Source organism: Streptomyces sp. NPDC002564, assembly GCF_042889645.1.
Taxonomy (GTDB): domain Bacteria; phylum Actinomycetota; class Actinomycetes; order Streptomycetales; family Streptomycetaceae; genus Streptomyces.
The window spans coordinates 18,627-39,323 of sequence record NZ_JBIARE010000014.1 but is presented as its reverse complement, the minus strand read 5'-3'; the positions used below and the strand labels follow the sequence as shown (position 1 = coordinate 39,323).

General features: G+C 75.5%; 10 protein-coding genes and 1 pseudogene. 9 read left to right on the top strand and 2 right to left on the bottom strand.

The annotated features are described in order from the left end of the window. Positions 1-19 precede the first annotated feature (19 nt). From ACFYXE_RS33815 to ACFYXE_RS33795, 5 genes are all read left to right on the top strand, one after another. Complete coding sequence (locus ACFYXE_RS33815; protein ID WP_389319216.1) at positions 20-2,263, top strand: CDP-glycerol glycerophosphotransferase family protein; 2,244 nt, start codon at positions 20-22, stop codon at positions 2,261-2,263. Next, positions 2,260-3,987: a hypothetical protein gene (locus tag ACFYXE_RS33810; protein WP_389319214.1), complete on the top strand. Its 1,728-nt coding sequence runs from the start codon at positions 2,260-2,262 to the stop codon at positions 3,985-3,987. Before ACFYXE_RS33815 ends, ACFYXE_RS33810 begins: the two co-directional genes overlap by 4 nt. 47 nt (positions 3,988-4,034) lie before the next feature. Next, positions 4,035-4,973, top strand: coding sequence for a class I SAM-dependent methyltransferase (locus ACFYXE_RS33805; protein WP_389319212.1), 939 nt, complete (start codon positions 4,035-4,037; stop codon positions 4,971-4,973). A gap of 85 nt (positions 4,974-5,058) precedes the next feature. Then, the gene (locus tag ACFYXE_RS33800; RefSeq protein ID WP_389319210.1) at positions 5,059-6,042 is read left to right on the top strand and encodes a hypothetical protein; all 984 of its coding nucleotides are present in this window, start codon (positions 5,059-5,061) and stop codon (positions 6,040-6,042) included. Continuing rightward, complete coding sequence (locus ACFYXE_RS33795) at positions 6,039-8,867, top strand: stealth conserved region 3 domain-containing protein (RefSeq protein WP_389319208.1); 2,829 nt, start codon at positions 6,039-6,041, stop codon at positions 8,865-8,867. The genes ACFYXE_RS33800 and ACFYXE_RS33795 overlap by 4 nt, the downstream gene beginning before the upstream one ends. Here ACFYXE_RS33795 and ACFYXE_RS33790 read toward each other — a convergent pair. Beyond that, the gene (locus ACFYXE_RS33790) at positions 8,843-10,960 is read right to left on the bottom strand and encodes a CDP-glycerol glycerophosphotransferase family protein (RefSeq protein WP_389319206.1); all 2,118 of its coding nucleotides are present in this window, start codon (positions 10,958-10,960) and stop codon (positions 8,843-8,845) included. The genes ACFYXE_RS33795 and ACFYXE_RS33790 overlap by 25 nt on opposite strands. A 148-nt stretch (positions 10,961-11,108) precedes the next feature. Here ACFYXE_RS33790 and ACFYXE_RS33785 point away from each other — a divergent pair, with 148 nt between their 5' ends. Both ACFYXE_RS33785 and ACFYXE_RS33780 read left to right on the top strand, forming a co-directional pair. After that, the gene (locus ACFYXE_RS33785; protein WP_389319204.1) at positions 11,109-14,618 is read left to right on the top strand and encodes a CDP-glycerol glycerophosphotransferase family protein; all 3,510 of its coding nucleotides are present in this window, start codon (positions 11,109-11,111) and stop codon (positions 14,616-14,618) included. Beyond that, positions 14,615-16,141: a hypothetical protein gene (locus tag ACFYXE_RS33780; protein ID WP_389319202.1), complete on the top strand. Its 1,527-nt coding sequence runs from the start codon at positions 14,615-14,617 to the stop codon at positions 16,139-16,141. The genes ACFYXE_RS33785 and ACFYXE_RS33780 overlap by 4 nt, the downstream gene beginning before the upstream one ends. A 971-nt stretch (positions 16,142-17,112) precedes the next feature. On the opposite strand, the pseudogene ACFYXE_RS33775 reads toward ACFYXE_RS33780, so the two are convergent. Then, a pseudogene (locus ACFYXE_RS33775) lies at positions 17,113-17,652 on the bottom strand (glycosyltransferase family 39 protein); the annotation flags it as partial. A 219-nt stretch (positions 17,653-17,871) separates the two neighbouring features. Here ACFYXE_RS33775 and ACFYXE_RS33770 point away from each other — a divergent pair. Both ACFYXE_RS33770 and galE read left to right on the top strand, forming a co-directional pair. Further along, positions 17,872-19,539: a glycosyltransferase family 2 protein gene (locus ACFYXE_RS33770; RefSeq protein WP_389319200.1), complete on the top strand. Its 1,668-nt coding sequence runs from the start codon at positions 17,872-17,874 to the stop codon at positions 19,537-19,539. 74 nt (positions 19,540-19,613) lie between these two features. After that, positions 19,614-20,603 (top strand): UDP-glucose 4-epimerase GalE, encoded by a 990-nt coding sequence (galE, locus tag ACFYXE_RS33765; RefSeq protein WP_389319198.1) that lies wholly within the window; start codon positions 19,614-19,616, stop codon positions 20,601-20,603. The last annotated feature ends 94 nt before the right edge of the window (positions 20,604-20,697 follow it).

Genomic DNA, 20,697 nt, shown 5'->3' with positions numbered 1-20,697 from the left:
CACGACCCGTGGAATCACCGTGCCCCGTTTCAGCATCATCGTCCCCGCCTACCAGGTCCAGGGCTTCCTGCGCGAGTGCCTCGACTCGGTGCTCGGCCAGTCCTACCCGGACTTCGAGGTCATCGCCGTCGACGACCGCTCGCCCGACGGCTGCGGGGCGATCATCGACGAGTACGCGGCGCGCGACGACCGGGTGACGGCGGTCCACCTGCCGCGGAACGTGGGCCTCGGCCGGGCCCGCAACGCCGGGCTGCCGTACGCGCGGGGCGACTACCTGCTCTTCCTGGACAGCGACGACAGCTACACGCCCGGCACCCTGGAGGCGCTCGCGCGGCGCATCGAGGCGGCGGACGACCCGGACGTGCTGATCTTCGACTACGCCCGCACCCACTGGTGGGGCGGCTTCCAGCGCAACATCATGCACGGCGTCTTCGCGGCCGCGGGCGACGCGGTGTTCACCGCGGCCGAGCGCCCCGAGTTCCTCGACCTGATCATGGTCGTGTGGAACAAGGCGTACCGCAGGGACTTCACCGAGCGGCACGGCTTCGCCTTTCCGCCGGGCTACTACGAGGACACGCCCTGGACGTTCCCGGTGCTGCTGTCCGCCGGGCGGATCGCCGTCCTCGACCGGGTCTGCCTGCTGTACCGCCAGCGCCGCCAGGGCAACATCCTGCGCACCACGAGCCGCAAGCACTTCGACATCCTCGACCAGTACGAGCGGGTCTTCGCGTTCCTCGACGAGCACCCGGAGCTGGCCGACTGGCGCCCGTACCTGCACCGCCGGATGGCCGGGCACTGCCTGGAGATCCTCGACAAGAGCAACCGGCTGCCCGAGGGCGACAAGCCCGAGTTCTACCGGCTGGCCGCCCGCGCCTGCCGCCGCCACCGGCCCGCGGGCCACACGCTGCCGGTGTCCTCGCAGCGCACCGCGCTGCGCCTGCTGTCCGGCGCCCCCTACTGGCTGTTCGCCGCGCACCGCGGCTGCCGGGCCGCCCTCACCCGGCTGCGGGCGCACGGCACGAAGCTGCGCGGGCGCGCCCTGCAGCGCGCCAAGCGGCTGGTCCACCGCCTGCTGTCGCTGCGCCCGCTCGACCCGCACCTGGCCGTGTACTCCGCCTCGCACCACCGCGGCGTCCTCGGCGACCCGGCCGCGATCCACCACCGGGCCCGCCAACTCGCCCCGCACATCAGGAGCGTGTGGGTGGTGCGCCCGGACGCGGTGGCCGGCCTGCCGCCGGGCATCGACCACGTCACGCCCGACTCGCTGCGCTACTGGGCGACCGTGGCCCGTGCCACGTACTTCGTGAACAACGTCAACTGGGCGCACGAGCTGGTCAAACGCCCCGGCTCGGTGCACGTCCAGACCCACCAGGGCACCCCGCTCAAGCACATGGGCGTCGACCTGCTCGGCCACCCGGCGGCCACCCACCGCACCAACGTCCGCGCCATGCTGCGCCGCTGCGACCGCTGGGACTACAGCCTGGCCGCCAACGCGCACTCCGAGCGGATCTGGGACCGCGCCTACCCCTGCCACTTCACCTCGCTGCCCACCGGCAGCCCGCGCAACGACGTGCTGTTCACCGCGGACCCCGCGCACGCCGCCCGCGTCCGGCGCCGCCTCGGCATCCCGCAGGGCGACACCGTCGTGCTGTACGCGCCGACCCAGCGCGACCACCACGCCACCGGCTATGTCCGGCGCGTCGACCTGGCGGCGTTCACCCGGGCGCTCGGCCCCGGGCACACCCTCCTGGTGCGGCTGCACCCCACGCTGGCCCGGCACCCGGTGCGCGGCACGGAACTGGCCGACCTGGCGCGGCAGGGGCTGCTGATCGACGTCACCGACGAGCCCTCGGTGGAGGACCTGATGCTCGCCTCCGACGCCCTCGTGACGGACTACTCCTCGCTGATGTTCGACTACGCGCACCTGGACCGCCCGATCGTCCTGCACGCCGACGACTGGGAGACGTACCGGGCCAACCGCGGCGTCTACTTCGACGTGCTCGCCGAACCGCCGGGTCACGTCTGCACCGACACCGGCCGGCTCGCGGCCCTCTTCCGCAGCGGCGCCTACGCCGACGAGCGCGCGGCGCGGCTGCGGGCCGCCTTCCGCGAGCGGTTCCGGGGCTACGACGACGGGCACGCCGCCGCCCGTGTGGTGGGCCGCCTGATGCTCGGCGAGCGGCCGGCGACGGCCATCCCGGCCCAGGAACAGGGGCCCGCCGCCGAGCCGGTGGCCGGGCTCGTCGAGGGGGGCCGGGCATGACGCAGGCGATCCCCCACCCCGCCGCCGAGCCCGTCGTCGCCGCCGCACAACCGCCCGCGGGCGCGCCCCGGCGGCGCCGGCTGCCCGACGTGCTCGCCGCCCTCGCGGGCACCGCCCTGATCGGCTGGCAGGGCGCCCGGCTCGGCCAGTGGATGGTCGACGACGCGGCGATCACCTTCGCGTACGCGCGCAGCATCGACGAGGGGCTCGGCCCGGTCCAGCAGGCGGGCGCACCGCCCGTGGAGGGCTACTCCAACCCGGCGTGGCTGGCCCTGCTGCTCGTCGGGCGGCGGCTCGGACTCTTCGACCACCGCGCCTACGCCGGCGTCCCCGACCTGGTGCTCTACCCCAAGCTGCTCGGTCTGCTCTGCGCGTTCGGCATCCTGCTGTGCGTCGGTCTGGCGGCGCGGGGCGCGGTCCGGCACTCCTGGGCGGTCACCGCGCTCGCCGGGACGCTGCTTGCCGCCAACGTCTCCTTCACCGCCTGGATGTTCTCGGGCCTGGAGAACCCGCTGTACGCACTCGCGGCGACCGCCCTGGCCGCCGTCCTGGCCCGGGCCGCCGTCGGCGGCGGCCTGCTGCACCGCGGGCCCGCGGTGGCGGCCGGGCTGCTCGCGCTGGCCGCGGCGCTGACCCGGCCCGACGGCGCGGTGCTCGCCGCCGTCCATCCGCTGCTGCTGCTCCTGCACGTCACCCGGGCGCGGCTGCTGCCGTCGCTGCGGGCGGCGGCGCTGGGGGCCGCGGTGTTCCTGCTGCCCTACGCCGGATTCCTCGCCTGGCGGTACGCGACGTTCGGGCGGCTCGTGCCGAACACCGCGGTGGCCAAGGCGCAGGAGCCGCCGACCCTGGAACTCTTCGCGGGCACCGGCGCGTTGCTGGCCTTCGCGGGCTGGACGGCGGTGCTGGTCTGCGCGGGCGTGACCGGTGCGGTGCTGGGGCGCCCCGGGCCCGCGCGCGCCGCGCTCGGCGCCGTACTGCTGCCGCTGGCGCTCACCCTGGCGTCGTTCGGGGTGCTCAAGCCCGACTGGATGGGGCTGTACCGCTTCGCCACCCCGGTGTGGGCGCTGGCCGCGTGCGCGGTCGGCGTCGCCACGGTCGCCCTCCTGGAGCGCGGCCCGGCGCGGGCCGGCGCGCTGACCGCCGTGACGGTGTGCGGGGCGCTGCTCCTCGCGTGGGGCGGGCAGCGCGAGCGGGCCGCGGAGTTCCGCGCGCACCCGACGCTGCCGATGTGCGTGGTCGTGGACCGCTACGGCGTCACGTTCAACGAGTACGCGGACCGGCTCGGCCTGAAGGACGCCAGCTTCCTCACCCCGGACCTGGGCGGCACGCTGCTCACCAGCGACCTGGTGGTGCAGGACCTGGCCGGGCTGACCGAGCCGGACCTGGCCGACGCGTTCGCCGCCGGGGACATGGCGGCGCTGCGCGCCCACGTGTTCGGCACGCTGCGGCCCACCCTCGTGCATGCGCACGGCTACTGGGCCACCTATCCGGGCCTGACCCCGCGGCGGATGGCGGCCGAGGGCTATCTGCCGCTGTACGCGGAGAGCAGCAGGCACGGCGACGGCGGCGACTGGGTGCGGGCCGACGCCGTCCGCGACCCCGGGCGGCTCGCGGCGACGCGCGCCTGGGCCCGGCGCGAGGTCGGCCGGATCCTGCGCGCACAGGAGGCGGGCCGGCGCGGCGACTGCGGCGAGGTCCTCCGCCCCGGACAACGCCTGTCCTGACCAGGGCACGCGAGCTTTTCCCCTCCCCCACCGAAGGAGTTCCGTCCATGAGCGCCACCGAGACCGCACCGGCCAGGCCCGCCACCCTCGACGAGGTGCCGGGCTGGTTCCACCGCCTGGACCAGCAGTTGTTCGCGTTCTTCCTGGAGGCCACCGCCGAGCGCGGCGGCGACGTCCTGGAGATGGGCTGCTACCTCGGCAAGTCCACCATCGTGATGGGCCGGCACGTCCGGGAGGGCGAGACCTTCACGGTCTGCGACCTGTTCGGCGACGAGTCGCAGGGCAGTTACAGCCGCGAGGAGACCCGCGACTTCTACCAGAAGACGCTGTCGCTGCGGGCCTTCGAGACCAACTACCTGGCCTTCCACGACACACTGCCCACCATCGTGCGGGGCCGCACCAACGTGCTGGCCGACTCGATCCCCGCGGACAGCTGCCGCTTCGTCCACATCGACGCCTCGCACATGTACGAGGACGTCAGCGTCGACATCGACACCACCCGCGAGATCCTGCGCCCGCACGGCGTCGTCGCGCTCGACGACTACCGCACCGAGCACACGCCGGGCGTCTCCGCCGCCGTCTGGGAGGCCGTCTTCGCCAAGGGCATGCGGCCCGTCTGCGTCTCGGGCAGCAAGCTGTACGCGACCTGGGGCGAGACCGCCGGACTCCAGGAGCGGCTGCGCGCCTGGGCCGCGGACGTGCCGACCTGCACGCTCGCGGAGGACCTGATCGACGGCGAGGTGATGCTGCGCCTGGCCGCGAAGAAGCCCCGCCCGAAGCCCGCGGCCAAGACCGCCCCCGAGCAGACCGCCCCCCGGCCGGCCGCCCCCGCTGCCGGTGCCCCCGCTGCCGCCCCGAAGGTGCCCGTGCAGGCCGCCCCCGCCGCGCAGGCCCCGCCCGCCGGGCGGTCGCTGGCGCGCCGGATCGCGCTGAACGTGCTGCCTCCGGTGATCACGCGCGCGGTGCGCCGCGCGAAGCGGGGCTGACCCGCCGGGGGGTGGCGACGGCCGGAATGGCGTAGCCGCGCGAGTAAAAATCCCCATAAGCGGTCAAAGTTGTTAAATGCCGTACATGTGGTTCACTTCGCCCCTGCGGTCCGGGCCGCCTCCCCCGCTCGTCCGGCGGCTGCGCGCCACCGCGCGGACCACGCGCTTCCGGCTGGAGCGCGCGGTGGCGGGCCGCACGGCCACCGGCCCCGCGGAGGGCTCCGGCACCGGGCCGCTGGTGCCGCCCGTGCACCTCTCGCTGCGCGACAGCCGCACCCTGAACCTCGCGCTCGACGCCGACGCCGTCCTCGCGGCCGGCGCCCCGCGCGAGGACGGCGGGCACCCCCGGCTCCTGATCACCCGGGGCCGCCGCAGGATCGCCGTCCCCCTGGTCCGCGAACCGCAGCACTCCGGCGCCACCCCGCTGCTGACCGCGACCGCCACCCTGCGCGGCCTGCGGGACGGCGTGTGGCGCCTGACCGTCGAGACGCGGGGCCCCGACGGGCGCCTGCGCCGGTTCGGGCTCGCCCCCGCCGACCCCGGCACCCCGCCCGCGACGCCCACCGCTCCGCACGCCCCCGACCCGGCCACCGGCACGCTCGTGCGGGTCGTGCGCACCCGCGGCGGCCGGGCCGTGCTCCAGGCCACCCGGTCGCGGCCGCGCGCCGAGCTCGTCCGCTTCGTGCCGTCCGGCGACGGCATCACCGTGCACGGGCGGCTCGTCGCGGGGGCGCCGTCCGGCGGGGCCAGCGCGGTACGGCGGCGCGACGGTGTCGTCGTACCGGCCGAGGTCGCCTGGCAGGGCACGGCGTTCACGCTGCGGGTGCCGCTCGGCGCGATGGCCGGGGCCGGCGACGGACAGTGGGTGTGGGACTTCCGCGTCGGGCCGCACCGCCTGGGCCGGTGGCTGTCCGACGTGCGCGACCCCTCCGCCGCCTACCCCACCCCCTTCCGCGTCCACGCGCTGCCCGGCGGCGCGCTGGTGCGGGCGCACGCCCACTTCACCGCGACGGGCGCCTTCGCGGTCACGTGCTGGGACATCACCGCCGTCTCGGAGGAGACCTCATGAAGATCACGTATCTGCTGGGCTGGGGCGACGAGATGGGCGGCACCGAGCTCGCCACGTACACCCAGGCGCGGCACCTCGCCGAGCGGCCCGGCGTCGAGGTCGAGGTGCTCTCGGTGTTCCGGACCCGCGCCGAGCCGTTCTTCCCCGAGGCGCGGGAGCTGACCGTGCGCCACCTCGTGGACCGCACCGTGACGCCCGAACGGCCGGTGCGCGCGAGCGCGTTGGACGAGGCGGCGTGCCGCACCCTGGCCGCGCTGCCCAGCGAGCTGATCAAGCCCGCCTGGGAGGACGCCTTCGACCGTCTCTCGGACATCGAGATGACCGCCGCGCTCGGCACGCTGGACACCGACGTGCTCGTCACCACCACGCCCGCGCTGCTCGCCGCCGCGGTGGCGCTGGTGCCCGCGCGGGTCGTCACCGTGCACCAGGAGCACCGCCCCACCCAGCGGCGCGGCCCGTCCGGCGAGCCGCTGCTCGTGCACGCGCCGCGCCTGGACGCGCTGGTCACGCTGACCGACCGGACCCGCGACTGGCTCGCGGAGTCCCTGGGCGCGACCGCCCCCGAGCTCGCCGTGGTGCCCAACGCGGTGCCCGACGGCTACCGGCCGCGCGCGGACGGCGAGAGCAGGGTCATCGTCATGGCCGCCCGGCTCACCGGCGAGAAGCGCGTCGACCACGCCATCCGGGCCTTCGCCCAGGTCGCGGAGGCGCACCCGGAGTGGACGCTGCGGATCTTCGGCGACGGCCACCGCGAGCGGCACCTGCGCCGCCTGGTCGACGGGTTCGGCCTGCACGACCGCGTCGAACTCCTCGGCCCGTGCCGGGACATGGCCGCCGAGTGGGCCAAGGCCGGGCTGAGCCTGATGACCGCCGGGCACAACGAGGCGTTCCCGCTGGTCCTCCTCGAGGCGCTCGCGGCCGGGGTGCCCGTCGTCGCGTACGACGTGCTGACCGGGCCCGCCGAGATCGTGCGGCACCGCGTCGACGGGCTGCTCGTGCCGCCCGGCGAGGTGCGGGAACTGGCCCTCGCCATAGACGAGTTGATGGGCGACGACGCCCGGCGCCGCCGGTACGCGGAGGCGGCTCGCGAGGGCGTCTACGCCCGCTTCTCCCCGGCGGACGTCACCGCGCGGTGGGAGGAGCTGTACGAGCGGCTGGTGGCGGGGCGCGACCGGCCGGAGCGGCTGCGCGGGCGCGCGGACCGGGTCGCGCTCGGCGTGGCGTCCGGCGGCTGCGGCTTCCGGCCCACCGCGCCGCACACCTTCGACGCGGCGGCGGCCGCCGACGAGCACGCCCGCGAGGGCGAGATCCTCGCCGCCGACACCACCGGGCGCCTCATCCGCTCGGTGGGCCGGCTCGCCGAGCGGCGCGACGACGTGCTCGCCCCGGACATGGCCGACCAGAACCTGCGCCTGGCCGCCGAGGCCCTGGAGGCGCAGGAGGTCCCCTACGCGCTGGTCCGCACCTCGGGCGGCACCGCGCACACCCTGGCCGTCGCCGCCGACGACCGGGACCGCGCGCTGAAGGCCCTTGCGGGCGCGCTGCACGGGCAGCCGGTCTACGCGGAGCTGGTCCACCCGCGCGACGCGGCGCCCGGCACGGTGCTCGCCGAACGCCTGGACTCCATCGGCGAGCTGGCGGGCCTGAAGCTGTTCAGGCCGGTGACGACGACCACGCTGTCGCTGCGGCACGGCGCCGGGCTCGCGTGCACGGTGGCGTTCTGGCCGCGCACGGACACCGGCGCCTTCCACGCCCCGTTCGGCGCGACGCTCGCGGGCGCCGAGCTGCCCTCGCTCACCCCGACGGCGACGCTGCGGGTGGCCGACCGCGACTACCCGACGCTCGACGTGTTCACCGAACTCCTGGTCAAGGACGTCGACTTCCCCGTCGACGCCGTCTACACCTGGGTCGACGACTCCGACCCCGAGTGGCGGGCCCGGCGCGACGCGACGCGCGGCGGCGGCGACACCTCCGCGGACGACGGCGCGGTGCGCTTCCGCAACCGCGACGAGCTCCGCTTCAGCCTGCGCTCGCTGGCGATGTACGCGCCCTGGATCCGGCACGTGTACCTGGTGACGGCGGGACAGACCCCGTCCTGGCTCGACCGGGACCACCCGGGCCTGACCGTCGTCGACCACCGCGACCTGTTCGCCGACCCCGGGGCGTGCCTGCCGACCTTCAACTCGCACGCCATCGAGTCCCAGCTGCACCGCATCGAGGGCCTGTCGGAGCACTTCCTGTACTTCAACGACGACATGTTCCTGGGCCGCCCGACGGCGGCGGACACCTTCTTCCTCAGCAACGGCCTGGCCCGGTTCTTCTGGTCGTCGGCGTCCGTGCCCGCGCTGCCGGTGTCGGACGCCGACGAGGGCTATCTGGCGGCGGCGAAGAACAACCGCGAGCTGCTGCGCGCGGAGTTCGGCAGGACGACGACGCACAGCTTCTTCCACGTGCCCTACGCGCTGCGCCGCAGCGTCCTCACGGAGATCGCCGAGCGGTTCCCGGAGCGGACGGCGGCCACCGCCCGCAGCCGCTTCCGCTCCACCGGCGACCTCGCGCTGGTCTCCTCGCTGCACCAGCACTACGCGTACCTGACCGGGCGCGCGGTGCCCGGCGGGATCTCCTACGACTTCGTGGACATCGGCGACCGCGCCGACCACGCCCGCCTGGGGCGGCTGCTGCAGAACCGCGACCGGACCGCGTTCTGCATCGGCGAGTCGCCCGACGGCGGGGTGGCCGACGAGGAGATGGCGCTCGCCATCCGGTCGTTCCTGACGGCGTACTTCCCGGTGCGCTCGCCCTACGAGGTGCGCCCGGCGGGCTGAGGCCCGCCCGTGCCGAGGAAGAGCCGCCGGACGACGCGTTCGGCGGCCTTCCCGTCGTCGTAGGGGCAGAAGCGCTCGCGGAACGCGGCCCGCAGCGCGGTCGTCTCCGGCGTGTCCCAGCCGCCGAGCCGGAAGAGGCCGGCCAGCTCGTCCTCGCCGGTGGCCACCGCGCCCGGGGTCTCGCCGGGGCGCCCGGAGAGCAGGTCGAAGTAGGTGCCGCGGGCGAGCCGGTAGGCCTGCCAGTCGGGGGCGTACGTCACGATCGGGCGGTCCAGGCAGGCGTAGTCGAACATCAGCGACGAGTAGTCCGTGACGAGCGCGTCGGCGGCCAGGCACAGCTCCTCCACCCGCGGGTGCCCGGTGACGTCGACGAGCTGCGGGTGCTCCTCCAGGCCCGCGTCGGCGCCGTAGAAGTAGTGGGCGCGCACGAGCACGACGTACGAGGGGCCGAGCCGCTCGGCGAAGCGGCGCAGGTCCAGGCGGGGCAGGAAGCCCTTCTGGTAGTCGCGGTGGGTGGGCGCGTACAGCAGCACCGTGCGCCCGTCGTCGACGCCCAACTGCGCGCGCACGCGCGCCACTTCCTCGGGCCCGGCGGAGAAGTACACGTCGTTGCGCGGATAGCCGGCCTCCAGGGGGCGGTAGGCCGCGGAGGGGTAGACGCGCTCCCAGATCTCCGTGGAGTGCGGGTTGGCGGAGAGGCTGAGGTCCCACTGGTCGGTGTGGTCCAGGACCTTCTGGAAGCTGATGCCGTGCGTGCCCGCGGGGTAGCGGCGCTGGTCCAGGCCCATCGTCTTGAGCGGCGTGCCGTGGTGGGTCTGGAGGTAGACCTGGCCGGGGCGTTTGGTGAAGCCGCCCGGGAAGCTGGAGTTGTTGATCAGGTAGGTGGCGGTGGCCATCGCCTGCCAGTAGCGGCGCGAGCCCTCGATGACGTACTCGACGCCGGGCGGCACCCGGTGCTTGTTGCGGCTGGAGACCACCCACACGCCCCGGATGTGCGGGGCGAGTTCGCGGGCCTTGGCGTGGATGGCGGCGGGGTTGCAGGAGACGCCGCGGTTCCAGTAGGCGCCGTAGACGGCGAGGTGCGGGTCCAGGGCGCGGCGCAGGTCGGCGCGGTAGGCGGCGCGCATGGCGCGGGCGCGCAGCTTCTTCTTCTGCCGGGCCAGCTGCCGGGTCAGGCGCAGGCGCCGCGTCTCGGCCTTGCGCACGCCCTCGTAGGCGGCGTACGAGCCGGTGGCCAGGGCCCGGCCCTCGGGGGTGGCGGGCGCGGTGCCGCCGGGCGCGTGGGTGCGGTGCAGGCGGGACGCCTCGCGGAAGAAGTCGCGCCGGTCGCCCTCGGTGATCCGCCCGGGGTCCTCCAGGACGGCGAGCAGGTGGGCGGCGGTGTGCGGCAGCAGGCGGGCGCGTTCCTCGGGGGTGGCGGCGGCGAGGAGTTCCTCGTGGCGGGTGACGACGGCGAAGTGGGTGCGGCCGGGCGACCTGGCGAAGCTGCCGGCCCGGCGCTCGCGCCAGCGCACGCAGGGCCGGTCCAGGACGGCGAGGCGTTCGCCCGCGTCCAGGACGGCCCGCAGGGCGGGCACCACGTCCTCGTAGGCGCCGTCGGAGAAGGCGAGCCGCCGCTCGTGCCAGAACGCGCGCCGCACGACGCGGTTCCAGGCGGCCGGGGTGACGGCGAGGGGGTCGCCGGTGAGGTCGTCGCCGCCGGGGCGGACCTTGTCCCACCAGTCGACGCGGTCGTGCGCGCAGAGCAGGACGTCCGGGTCGCCTGCGGCGGTCAGGGCGGCGTCGATCGCCGCGAGGGCGCCGGGCAGCAGCAGGTCGTCGCCGTCGAGGAAGAGCAGGTGGTCGCCGGTGGCGCGGTCGGCGCCGATGTTGCGGGCGGGGCCGGGCCCCGCCTGGGCGGGGACGCGGACGAGTTGCGCGCGCGGGTCGCGCTCCGCATACTCCGCGGCGATCGCCGCGCAGGCGTCCGGGGACGCGTCGTCGACGACGACGAGTTCGAGGTCGCCGAAGGACTGGGTGAGCACCGACTCCAGGCACGCGCGCAGGTATCCCTGGACACGGTGGGCGGGGACGACAACCGAGAAGCGCGTCATGGACACCGACCGTAGTCAGCCGGACACCGCCTGTCGAAGACCGTTCGTCACTCGTTGGGGTGGTCGATACCGGAGAAATTGACCGGGGAGTGCGCGGAGCGGGCAAAGGGGACGAATATGCCCGTATTCCCACGAAAGGCCGGTCGCCGTGCAGCCCCGTCTCAGCGTCGTCGTACCCATCTACAACGTCGAGGAGTTCCTGGAGGAGTGCCTGGAGTCGATCGCCGGGCAGACCATGGACGGACCCGGCCTGCTGGGCGGTCCCGAGGCGCGCGGCGGTCTGGAGTGCATCCTCGTCGACGACGGCTCCACGGACGGCAGCCCCCGCATCGCCCGTGAGTTCGCCGCCAAGGACCCCCGCTTCGTCTACGTCCGCCAGCGCAACGCCGGGCTGAGCGCCGCCCGCAACACCGGGGTGCGCAAGGCCTCCCCCACCGCCGAGTTCCTGACCTTCGTCGACAGCGACGACGTCGTGCCGCACGACGCGTACGGACGGATGATCGCGAGCCTGGACGCCTCGGGCTCCGACTTCGCGAGCGGCAACGTCTGGCGGCTCAACGAACGCGGTCGCTCCCAGGCCTGGCAGTACCAGTGGCTCACCGAGCCGCGCACCGGCACCCACATCACCCGCGACCTGGACCTGCTCTCCGACCGGGTGGCCTGGAACAAGGTGTTCCGCCGCGCCTTCTGGGACCGGCACCGCTTCACCTTCCCCGAGGGCAAGCTCTACGAGGACACCCCCGTGATGATCCCGGCGCACTTCCTCGCCGGGTCCGTGGACGTGCTCAGCGACCACGTCTACTACTGGCGGGTCCGCGAGGGGTCGATCACCCGGCGGCGCACCGACGTCAAGGGCGTGCGCGACCGGATCGCGGCGTGCGCGCACGTCAGCGCGTTCCTCGCCGAGCACGCGCCGCAGATGAAGAAGACGTACGACGTGTCCTGTCTGCGCGACGACTTCGTGTACTTCCTGGAGGGGCTGCCGATGGGCGGCCCCGAGTACCGCTCGGCGTTCGTGACGGACACCGGCGCCTTCCTGCGCCGCGCCGACCCGGACGTCGTCGCGCGGCTCCCCGTCGACCTGCGCCTGAAGTGGCAGCTCGTGCGCGAGGGGCGCACCGCCGAACTCATCGAGCTGCTCTCCTTCGAGCGGGCCAACGGCACCGCCTTCCACGTCCGCGGCACGGTCCGGCGCAGCGCCTCCTACCCCGGCGTGGGCCCCGTCCCCGAGAAGCTCGCGCGCATCGGCCGGGGCGAACTGCCCGTGGTGGCCCGGGTGAGCGAGGCGCGGTGGGGCGCCGACGGGAAGCTGCGGATCAGCGGCTACGCGTACGTGCGCAACCTGGCGGCGACCCGCCCCGGCCACAGCGTGAAGGCCGGGCTGCTCAAGTCGGCGCACGGCAAGGGGCAGTTCCGCCGGGTGCCGACGAGGACGGTCGCCGCGCCGCAGGCCACCGAGAAGTCCCGCCAGCAGCTGCACTGCTACGACCTGTCCGGCTTCGAGATGACCGTCGACCCGGACCGGCTGAAGTCCGGCGGCAGCTGGCGGCCGGGCAACTGGCTGTTCGGGGTGGTCCTCGCGGGCCACGGCACCGTGCGCAGGACCGCCGTGCGGGCCCAGGAGGGCGCCTCCGCGCAGAACGTGGTGCGCGAGCTCGGCGACGGGCTGCGGCTCGTCCTCGGCTTCAGCAAGGGGCGCCTGGTGCTGCGCGTGCAGGAGTACGCGGCGCGGGTGGACGCCCACCGGCGCGACGGCGACGACGTGGTGCTCACCGGCGGCCTTGCCGGACGCGCGCGCCCCGCCGCGCTGCGCCTGACGCACGCCGCCACCCGGACGGACCTCGACTACCCCGTCCACCTCACCGGCGACCGCTTCGAGGTCCGGGTGCGGCTGGCCGACCTGGAGGGCGTGGCGCCCACCCCGCACCGCGCGCCCAAGGAGGTCGAGCCCCCGCACGGCGACCGCTGGCAGGCCAACCTCGTCCTGCCCGACGGCACCCTGAAGTCCCTGGCCGCCACCCTGGACCTGCCCCCGGGGCGGTACGCGTCGCAGCCCGGCCGCGAGCTGTGCGCCACCGCCAACGACCAGGGCAGGCTCGTCGTCGAGCTGACCCGGCAGCCGATCGCCGACCACGTCGGCTGGGCCGCGGACGGCACGCTGACCGTGGCCGGCACGGCGGCGGAAGCCAGTTGGCGCGACCCCGAGCTGGTGCTGCGGCACAGCGGCCGCGACGAGGAGCTCACGGTGCCGCTCGACCGGGACGGCGACCGCTTCACCGCGCGGGTCGCGCCGGGCGGCGGGGTGCTGCGGGAGGGCCGCTGGTACGCGTTCGTGCGGGACCGGGACGCCGCCGCGCCGGACACCGGCACCGCGCCGGGGCGCGCCGAGGACGGGATGCCGGTGCGGCTGCTCGCCGCCGCGTCCGCCACGCTGCCCCTGCACCAGAGCGTCCGGGGACGGGAGTTCACCGCCGACCGGCGGTTCGGCGACCGGCTGTTCGTCGAGGCGGGCTCGGTGCTCGCCCGCTCCGAGCGCGGCGCCTACCGCCGCCACCGGCTGCGCACCGCGCACTACCCGGACCGGCGCAGACAGCCGCTGACCGACGCCGTCCTGTACTTCGACGGGGACTCGCCGCGCGCCGTCCACGAGGAGCTGGTGCGGCGCGGCGCCGACGTCGAGCACCTGTGGGTCACCCAGGACCAGCAGACCCGCGTCCCGGCGGGCGCCAAGGGCGTGGAGGAGCACAGCGCCGCCTGGTACGAGGCGCTCGCCCGGTGCCGCCGCATCGTCACCGCGGGCCATCTGCCGGACTTCTTCGAGCGCCGCGAGGGCCAGACCGTCGTCCAGACCTGGAACGGCGCCCCGCTCAAGCGCATCGGCACCGACCTCACCGACACCCTGTACGCCGACCACGGCCACCTGGACGCGCTGCCCAGGCTGTCCCGCCAGTGGGACGTGCTCGTCTCCCCCAACCGGTTCTCCACCCCGCACCTGGGGCGCGCCCTGGCCTACGACGGGGAGGTCCTCGAGGCGGGCTCGCCGCGCAACGACGTGCTGTTCACCGAGGACCGCGGGAAGGTCGCCGAGCGGGTCCGGCGCGAGCTCGGCATCACGCCGGACAAGAAGATCGTGCTGTACGCGCCGACCTACCGGGACCATCTCGCCTACTCCCCGGGCCGGTTCCGCTACGAGTCGGCGCTCGACTTCCGCGCGGTGGAGTCCGTGCTCGGCGACGACCACGTGCTGCTGGTGCGCAAGCACCCGCTGACGGCGGGCCGCCTGTCGGGGGCCAGGGCGCCCTTCGTGCGGGACGTCTCCGCCCACCCCCGCACCGCCGAACTCCTGCTCCTGGCCGACGTGCTGGTCACCGACTACTCCTCGCTGATGTTCGACTTCGCGCACACCGGCCGCCCGATGCTCTTCCACGCCTACGACCTGGAGCACTACCGCGACACGGTGCGCGGCTTCTACCTCGACTTCGAGACGCGCGCCCCGGGCCCGCTGCTCGCCTCCACCGGCGAGGTCGTCGAGGCGCTGCGCGACCTGGACGCGATCTCGGCCCGGCACGCCGACGCGTACGCGGCCTTCCGCGACGCCTACTGCGACCTGGACGACGGCGGGGCCGCGGCCCGGGTCGCGGAGAGGCTGATGCGGTGAGCGGGGCGCTGCTCACCCGCAGGACCGCGCACGGCGCGACGGCGCTGGGCGGCGGCCCGCGCCGCAGGCCCACCCCGTACCTGGTCTTCGGCGGGCTGTTCTGGCTGGTGATGTCGCTGGCGTTCTGGCGGGTCCCGATGTGCTGCGACTTCGGCCAGCACGCGGCCGTCGTCGAGCGCCTCAAGGAGAACCTCCTGCACCCGGCGCACCCGATGGCCGACCTGCCGGGCCGGGGCAGCGCGTACTACTCGCCGTACGCCGTCGCGCAGGGCCTGTTCGCCAGGGTGACGGGCCTGGCGGGCTGGGAGGTCGTGAAGCTCTCCGGGCCGCTGAACCTGCTGGTCCTGCTCACCGGCATCGGGCGGTTCGTGCGGGTCCTGACCCCGCGTCCGTGGGCGCCGGTCCTGGCGCTGGGCGCGATGGTGCTGCTGTGGGGCACCCGGATGGCGTGGTGGAGCGGCTATCTGGGCCTGATGTCGATGACGGGCAACCTCGGCTACCCGTCGACGTTCGCGATCGGCCTGGCGTTCTGGGCCTGGGCGTGGGCCGGCACGCTCGTGCGCGACGGGGGGCACGGCCGGTGGGCGTACGCGGGTCTGGGCGCCCTGTGCGGGCTGATCCTGCTCGTGCACCCCATCTCGTCGGTCGCCGCGGTGATCGGCGTCGTCGCCTTCGCCGCGTCCGGGCGCCGGGTGCGGCCGTGGGCGGCGACCGCGCTCACCGCGGCGGCGATCGCCGCGCTGTGGCCGTACTACAGCGTCTTCTCGCTGGTCGGGGACCAGTCCGTCGACTGGATCCACCGCCAGCTCTACACCGGGATGCCGCAGCGCTTCTGGCTGGCGCTGCTCGGGCTGCCCGCGCTGTGGCTGCGCTTTCGCCGGGACCGCAGGGACCCGCTGGTCCTGATGTTCGCCCTGGAGTGCGCGGTCGTCGCCTACGGCTGGGTCAGCGGCCACTACACGTACGGCCGCATCCTGGGCCTGACCCTGGTGCCGCCGCAGTTCGCGCTGGCCGTCGAGCTCGCGGCGCCCCGGCCGTGGGGGTGGCGGCGCGGCGCGGTCGCCGGGGCCGCGGCGCTCGGCGCGTGCGTCGGATTCTTCCAGCTCCAGGCGGGCGCCGTGGTGCCGCGCGCCCTCGACCCCGTCGGCTTCGACCAGCCGCCGCGCTGGCCGGGCTACGCGTGGGCGGTGGACCATATGCGCCGGGGCGACGTCGTCCTGACGAACGGTTACCGGCCCACCCGTTCCGTGCCCGGCTACGGCGCCAACCTGGTCGCGCCCGCCTGGCCGGACCCCTCCCTCGACGAGGGCGTGCGCAACCGGCGCCTCGCGGCCGTGCGCGCCTACCTCGCGCCCACGTCCACGCCCGCCGAGCGCACGGCGATCGTGCGCCGCTACGACGTGCGGTGGCTGCTGCTCGCCCCCGACCAGCGGGTGCCGCCCGAGGCCGTGGTGGTCGACTGGAGCCGGCACACCGGCGAGGTCCTGGCCCGGGTGTCCGGCGCGGCGCAGCGCCGCACGTAGAGCCGCAGGGTGGCGCCCGGCAGCACGTGCCGGGCGCGCGGCGCGAACTCCCGCTCCAGAAGGTCGATCTTGACGTTCTCCGGGGTGACGCCGGGGCGGACGGGCCGGCGCAGGTCGCCGCTGAGGGCGCGCGGTTCGGTCAGCACCCAGAGCCGGTCCACGGAGACGAGCCTGCGCCGCAGTTCGGCGGGGCCCGTCTCCACTCCGTAGAGCGTGCCGGAGGCGGCGGGCGAGGCGGCGAGCCCGATGTCGCGCGCGCCCCGGAAGGCATCCGGGTGGGCGAGGGTGACGCGCCGGGCGCGCGAGGGCAGGTAGAGGACCGGCTCGCCGGGGCGCAGCGTGCGGGCGGCGAAGGCGGCCACGGCGGCGGGGTCGTCCGGCCCGCGCCCCGCGGTCCGGTCCAGGCGGTGCGCGGGCAGCTGCGACCACAGCACCGCCCCGACGGCGGCGACACCCACGACGGCGACGGCGGCACGGGGCCAAGCACGGGGCCAAGGGACGGGGGACCGCGCGGGCCCGTCGGCCGCCGTGCCCCGGGCGCGGGCGCTCCCCGCCGCCCGGACGGCCCGGACGGCCCGGACGGCCCGGTCTGATCCCGCCGCCACGAGCAGCGGCAGCCCCGCGAGGGCGAACAGCACATAGCGGTCGTGGTAGAGCGGCCAGCGCTGCGAGACCGTGAGGAGTGCCAGGGGCGGGAGCACCAGCAGGGGCAGCGCCACCGCCCGTACCGACAGGCGCCCGGCACGCCGCCACGGCGGGGCCGCCGCGAGCGCGGCGAGCAGCAGCTGCCCGGCGAGGACGAGCGGCGCGGGCCCGGCGAAGCTGCGCAGCAGCCCCTCGGCGGCCGCCCCGTCCGGCGCCACCAGCCAGGCGACCTGCGCGGACTGCGCACCGGAGACCAGGAGCAGCGGCAGCAGGGCGAGAGCGACGGCGCCCGCCGCGGCCGCCCAGCCGCGCCACACCCGGCGCGGGGCGCGCGCAAGGAGCAGCGTCGCCGCGTGGGCGAGCAGGAGCAGCGCGGCGAGCTCGTGCAGCAGCGCGGTGCCGGCCGCGGCCGCCGCGTAGGCGCACCAGGCGCGCCGGGCGGGCGGGGCGGCGGTCCGTTCGACGGCCCGGACCAGGAGCAGCGTGGCGAGCGCGGCCCCGGCCGCGACGAGCGCGTACGAGCGGCCCTCCTGCGCGTAGTGCCCGGCGAACGGCGTCACCGCGTACAGCAGGCCCGCCCACAGGCCCACCCGCGGCCGGGCGAGCCGGGTGCCCAGGGCCGCGACCAGCGCGGCGGCGCAGGAGGCGGCGAGCACCGAGGGCAGCCGCAGCGCGAACTCCCCCGGTCCGGCCGGGCCGCCGGGGAGCAGGACGTGCAGCACGAGGTAGTAGAGGCCGTGCACCGCGTCGACGTGGTGGAGCAGGTGCCAGATCTCGGGGAGCGAGCGCCGGACCACCTGGGCGGTGTCGCCCTCGTCGCGCCAGAGCGTGCCGCGCTCCAGGCCCCACAGGCCGAGGCCGAGCATGACCAGGGCGGGGACGAGGGCCGCGAGCACGGGGGCGGCGGGCATGGGTGCGGCGGGCACGGGGGCGGGTGCGGACGGGCCGGGAGCGGGGACCACCTTGACCTGCATGGTGCCGAGTCTGTGCCGTTCACCGGCTTTTGGGCGGGATTGAGGGCACGTGCCCCGCCCGGGAAAGCCCCCTTAATCGGATAATTACCGGAAGCACCTAAAATTTCCCCTGTGGAACGCTCCCTGTCGCCTTCGCCTGCCCAGCACCGGACCTCCCGGAACCGGACCGCCCAGATCTCCGTCGTCGTGATCGGGTACGACGACGCGGCGCACGTCGCCGACGCGGTGCGCTCCGCCCTCGCCCAAGGTCCCGCGGTCCACGAGGTGATCGCCGTCGACGACTGCTCGACGGACGGCAGCGCCGACGTCCTCGCCGCACTCGCCGCCGCCGACGCCCGGGTGCGGGTGGTCCGCCGCACCGCCAACAGCGGCGGCTGCGGCACGCCCCGCAACGACGGGATCGACGCCGCCCGCGCGCCGTACGTGATGTTCCTCGACAGCGACGACGTGCTGCCGCCCGGCGCCGCCGACGCGCTGCTCGCCGCCGCGCTCGACCGGGGCGCGGAGGTGGCGTCCGGGCTGTGCGTGCGCCGCGAGCTGCCCTCGGGCCGTGAGGTGCCCTGGCAGCCCGAGCTCTACCGGAAGGCACAGCTCGTCGCCCGCCCCGAGCTGCGCCCGCGGCTCGTGCACGACACGCTCTGCGTCAACAAGCTCTACCGCACGGAGTTCCTGCGCGAGCACGGCGTCCGCTTCCCCGAGGGCCGCTTCATCTACGAGGACTTCGTCTTCACCGCGCGCGTGCTGGCCGCCGCCCCGCGCATCGCGCTCGTGCCCGAGCGGGTCTACGTCTGGCACGTGCGGCGCGCCGCCGCCCGCCTCTCGATCTCCCTGGACCGCTCGGGGATCGCCAACTGGCAGGCCCGCCTGGAGGCGCACCGCCAGTCCGTGGACATCCTGCGCGACGCGCGGGGCACCGGCGGCAAGCGGCTCGCGCGGGCGGCCCGCGCCAAGTTCGTCGACCACAGCCTGCGCATGTACGCCCGGGAACTGCCCGCCCGCGGCGAGGAGTACCGGCGCGCCTGGTGGGCCAGCACGCGCGCGTACCTGGAGACGTTCGACACCGCCGACCTCGACGCGGCCCCCGCGCCCGGCCGCGTCATCGCGCGGGTGCTGCTCGCCGCCGACGAGCCGCGCGACCTGGACCGCCTGAAGCAGGTGGCGGCCCGCCCGGCCCGGCTCGTCCCGCCCTACCCGCGGGCCGCCGACGCGACGCCGGTCTGGGCCGACGACCTCCCCCAGGTCACCCTGGAGCACCTGCTGGTGCGGCCGCTGCGGCTGCTGCCCCTCGCGGTCGACGGCGAGCTGCGCCCCGGCCCGGGCGGCTCGCGCCTCACGCTGCGGCTGCGCGAGCTGTACGGGCGGGTGGCGCAGGCCGGCCCCGCCACGGTCGACGTCGAGCTGGTGAACCGGCAGGGCGGACCGCCCGGGCTGCGGCGCACGGCGGCGTTCCGCCCCGGGGAGTCCGGCGACATCTGGGCCGCCGAGGTGCTGCTCGACCTGCCCGCGCTGGCCGACGGGGTCTGGGACGTGCGGCTGCGGCTCCACTTCGACGACGGGACGACCCGCGACACCACCGCGCGCGCCGTCGCCGGGCCCGGCCTGCTGCGCCGCACGGTGGTGCCGAGCAGGCGGCGCGGCGTCCTGCTGGTCCAGCCGTACGCCACCCAGGCGGGCAACCTCTCGGTGCGGCTGGCCCCGGGCGTGCGGGGCGTCGCGGGGGTCGCGAAGCGGCGGCTCGCCCGCGTGCTGCGCGCGGTCGGGGCCCGGGCAGGCCGCTGACGGCTGCCCGACACCGCCTCTGCGACACTGCACCTCCACGCATCACACTCGCGACAAGACGGGACAAGACGACCATGACCTGGCTGATCACCGGCGGCGCCGGATACATCGGGGCGCACGTCGTCCGCGCCATGACGGAGGCGGGCGAGCGGGCCGTGGTCTACGACGACCTGTCCACCGGCATCGCCGGGCGCGTCCCCGACGGGGTGCCGCTGGTGGTCGGCTCGGTCCTGGACGGCGAGCTGCTCGCGCGCACCTTCGCGGAGCACGGCGTCACCGGCATCGTGCACCTGGCGGGCAAGAAGCAGGTCGGCGAGTCGGTGGAGCGCCCCCTGCACTACTACCGGGAGAACGTGGAGGGCCTGCGCGTCCTGCTGGAGGCGGCGGTCGCCGGGGGCGTCGCGCACGTCGTGTTCTCCTCCTCCGCCTCGGTGTACGGCATGCCTGCCACCGAGGGCGGGCTAGTCACCGAGGACACGCCCTGCCTGCCGATAAGCCCGTACGGCGGGACGAAGCTGGCCGGCGAGTGGCTGGTGCGCGCGACGGGCCGCGCCCACGGCCTGTCGACGGCGTCGCTGCGCTACTTCAACGTGGCGGGCGCGGCGGCCCCCGAGTTCGCGGACACCGGCGTCTTCAACCTCGTCCCGATGGTCTTCGAGAAGCTCACCGAGGGCGCGGCGCCGCGCGTCTTCGGCGACGACTACCCCACCCCCGACGGCACCTGCGTACGCGACTACATCCACGTCGTCGACATCGCCGAGGCCCATGTGGCGACGGCCCGCAGGCTGGCGTCCGCCGCGCCGGGCACGGACCTCACCCTCAACATCGGGCGCGGCGAGGGCGTGTCGGTCCGCGAGATGACGGACCTCATCAACGAGGTGACCGGCCACGACACCCCGGCCGAGGTCACCGCCCGCCGCCCCGGCGACCCGGCCCGCGTGGTGGCCTCCGCGGACCGCATCGCCCACGAACTGGGCTGGTCCGCCAAGCACGACGTACGCGACATGATCACGTCGGCGTGGGCGGGCTGGGTCCGGCTGCACCCGGAGGCCGAGCGGGGCTGAACGGGGCTGAACGGGGCTGAGCGGGCCGCGCAGGACGCGCGCCAGCGGTGCGGCAGGGGTGCGGCAGGGGTGCAGCGGGCAGCCGCCCGCCGAC

What these genes read in the sequence shown, in the direction of transcription:
- ACFYXE_RS33810 (WP_389319214.1), top strand. Translation starts at nt 2,260, where the DNA reads ATGACGCAGGCGATCCCCCACCCCGCCGCCGAGCCCGTCGTCGCCGCC.
- ACFYXE_RS33805 (WP_389319212.1), top strand. Translation starts at nt 4,035, where the DNA reads ATGAGCGCCACCGAGACCGCACCGGCCAGGCCCGCCACCCTCGACGAG.
- ACFYXE_RS33800 (WP_389319210.1), top strand. Translation starts at nt 5,059, where the DNA reads ATGTGGTTCACTTCGCCCCTGCGGTCCGGGCCGCCTCCCCCGCTCGTC.
- ACFYXE_RS33795 (WP_389319208.1), top strand. Translation starts at nt 6,039, where the DNA reads ATGAAGATCACGTATCTGCTGGGCTGGGGCGACGAGATGGGCGGCACC.
- ACFYXE_RS33790 (WP_389319206.1), bottom strand. Translation starts at nt 10,960, where the DNA reads ATGACGCGCTTCTCGGTTGTCGTCCCCGCCCACCGTGTCCAGGGATAC.
- galE (WP_389319198.1), top strand. Translation starts at nt 19,614, where the DNA reads ATGACCTGGCTGATCACCGGCGGCGCCGGATACATCGGGGCGCACGTC.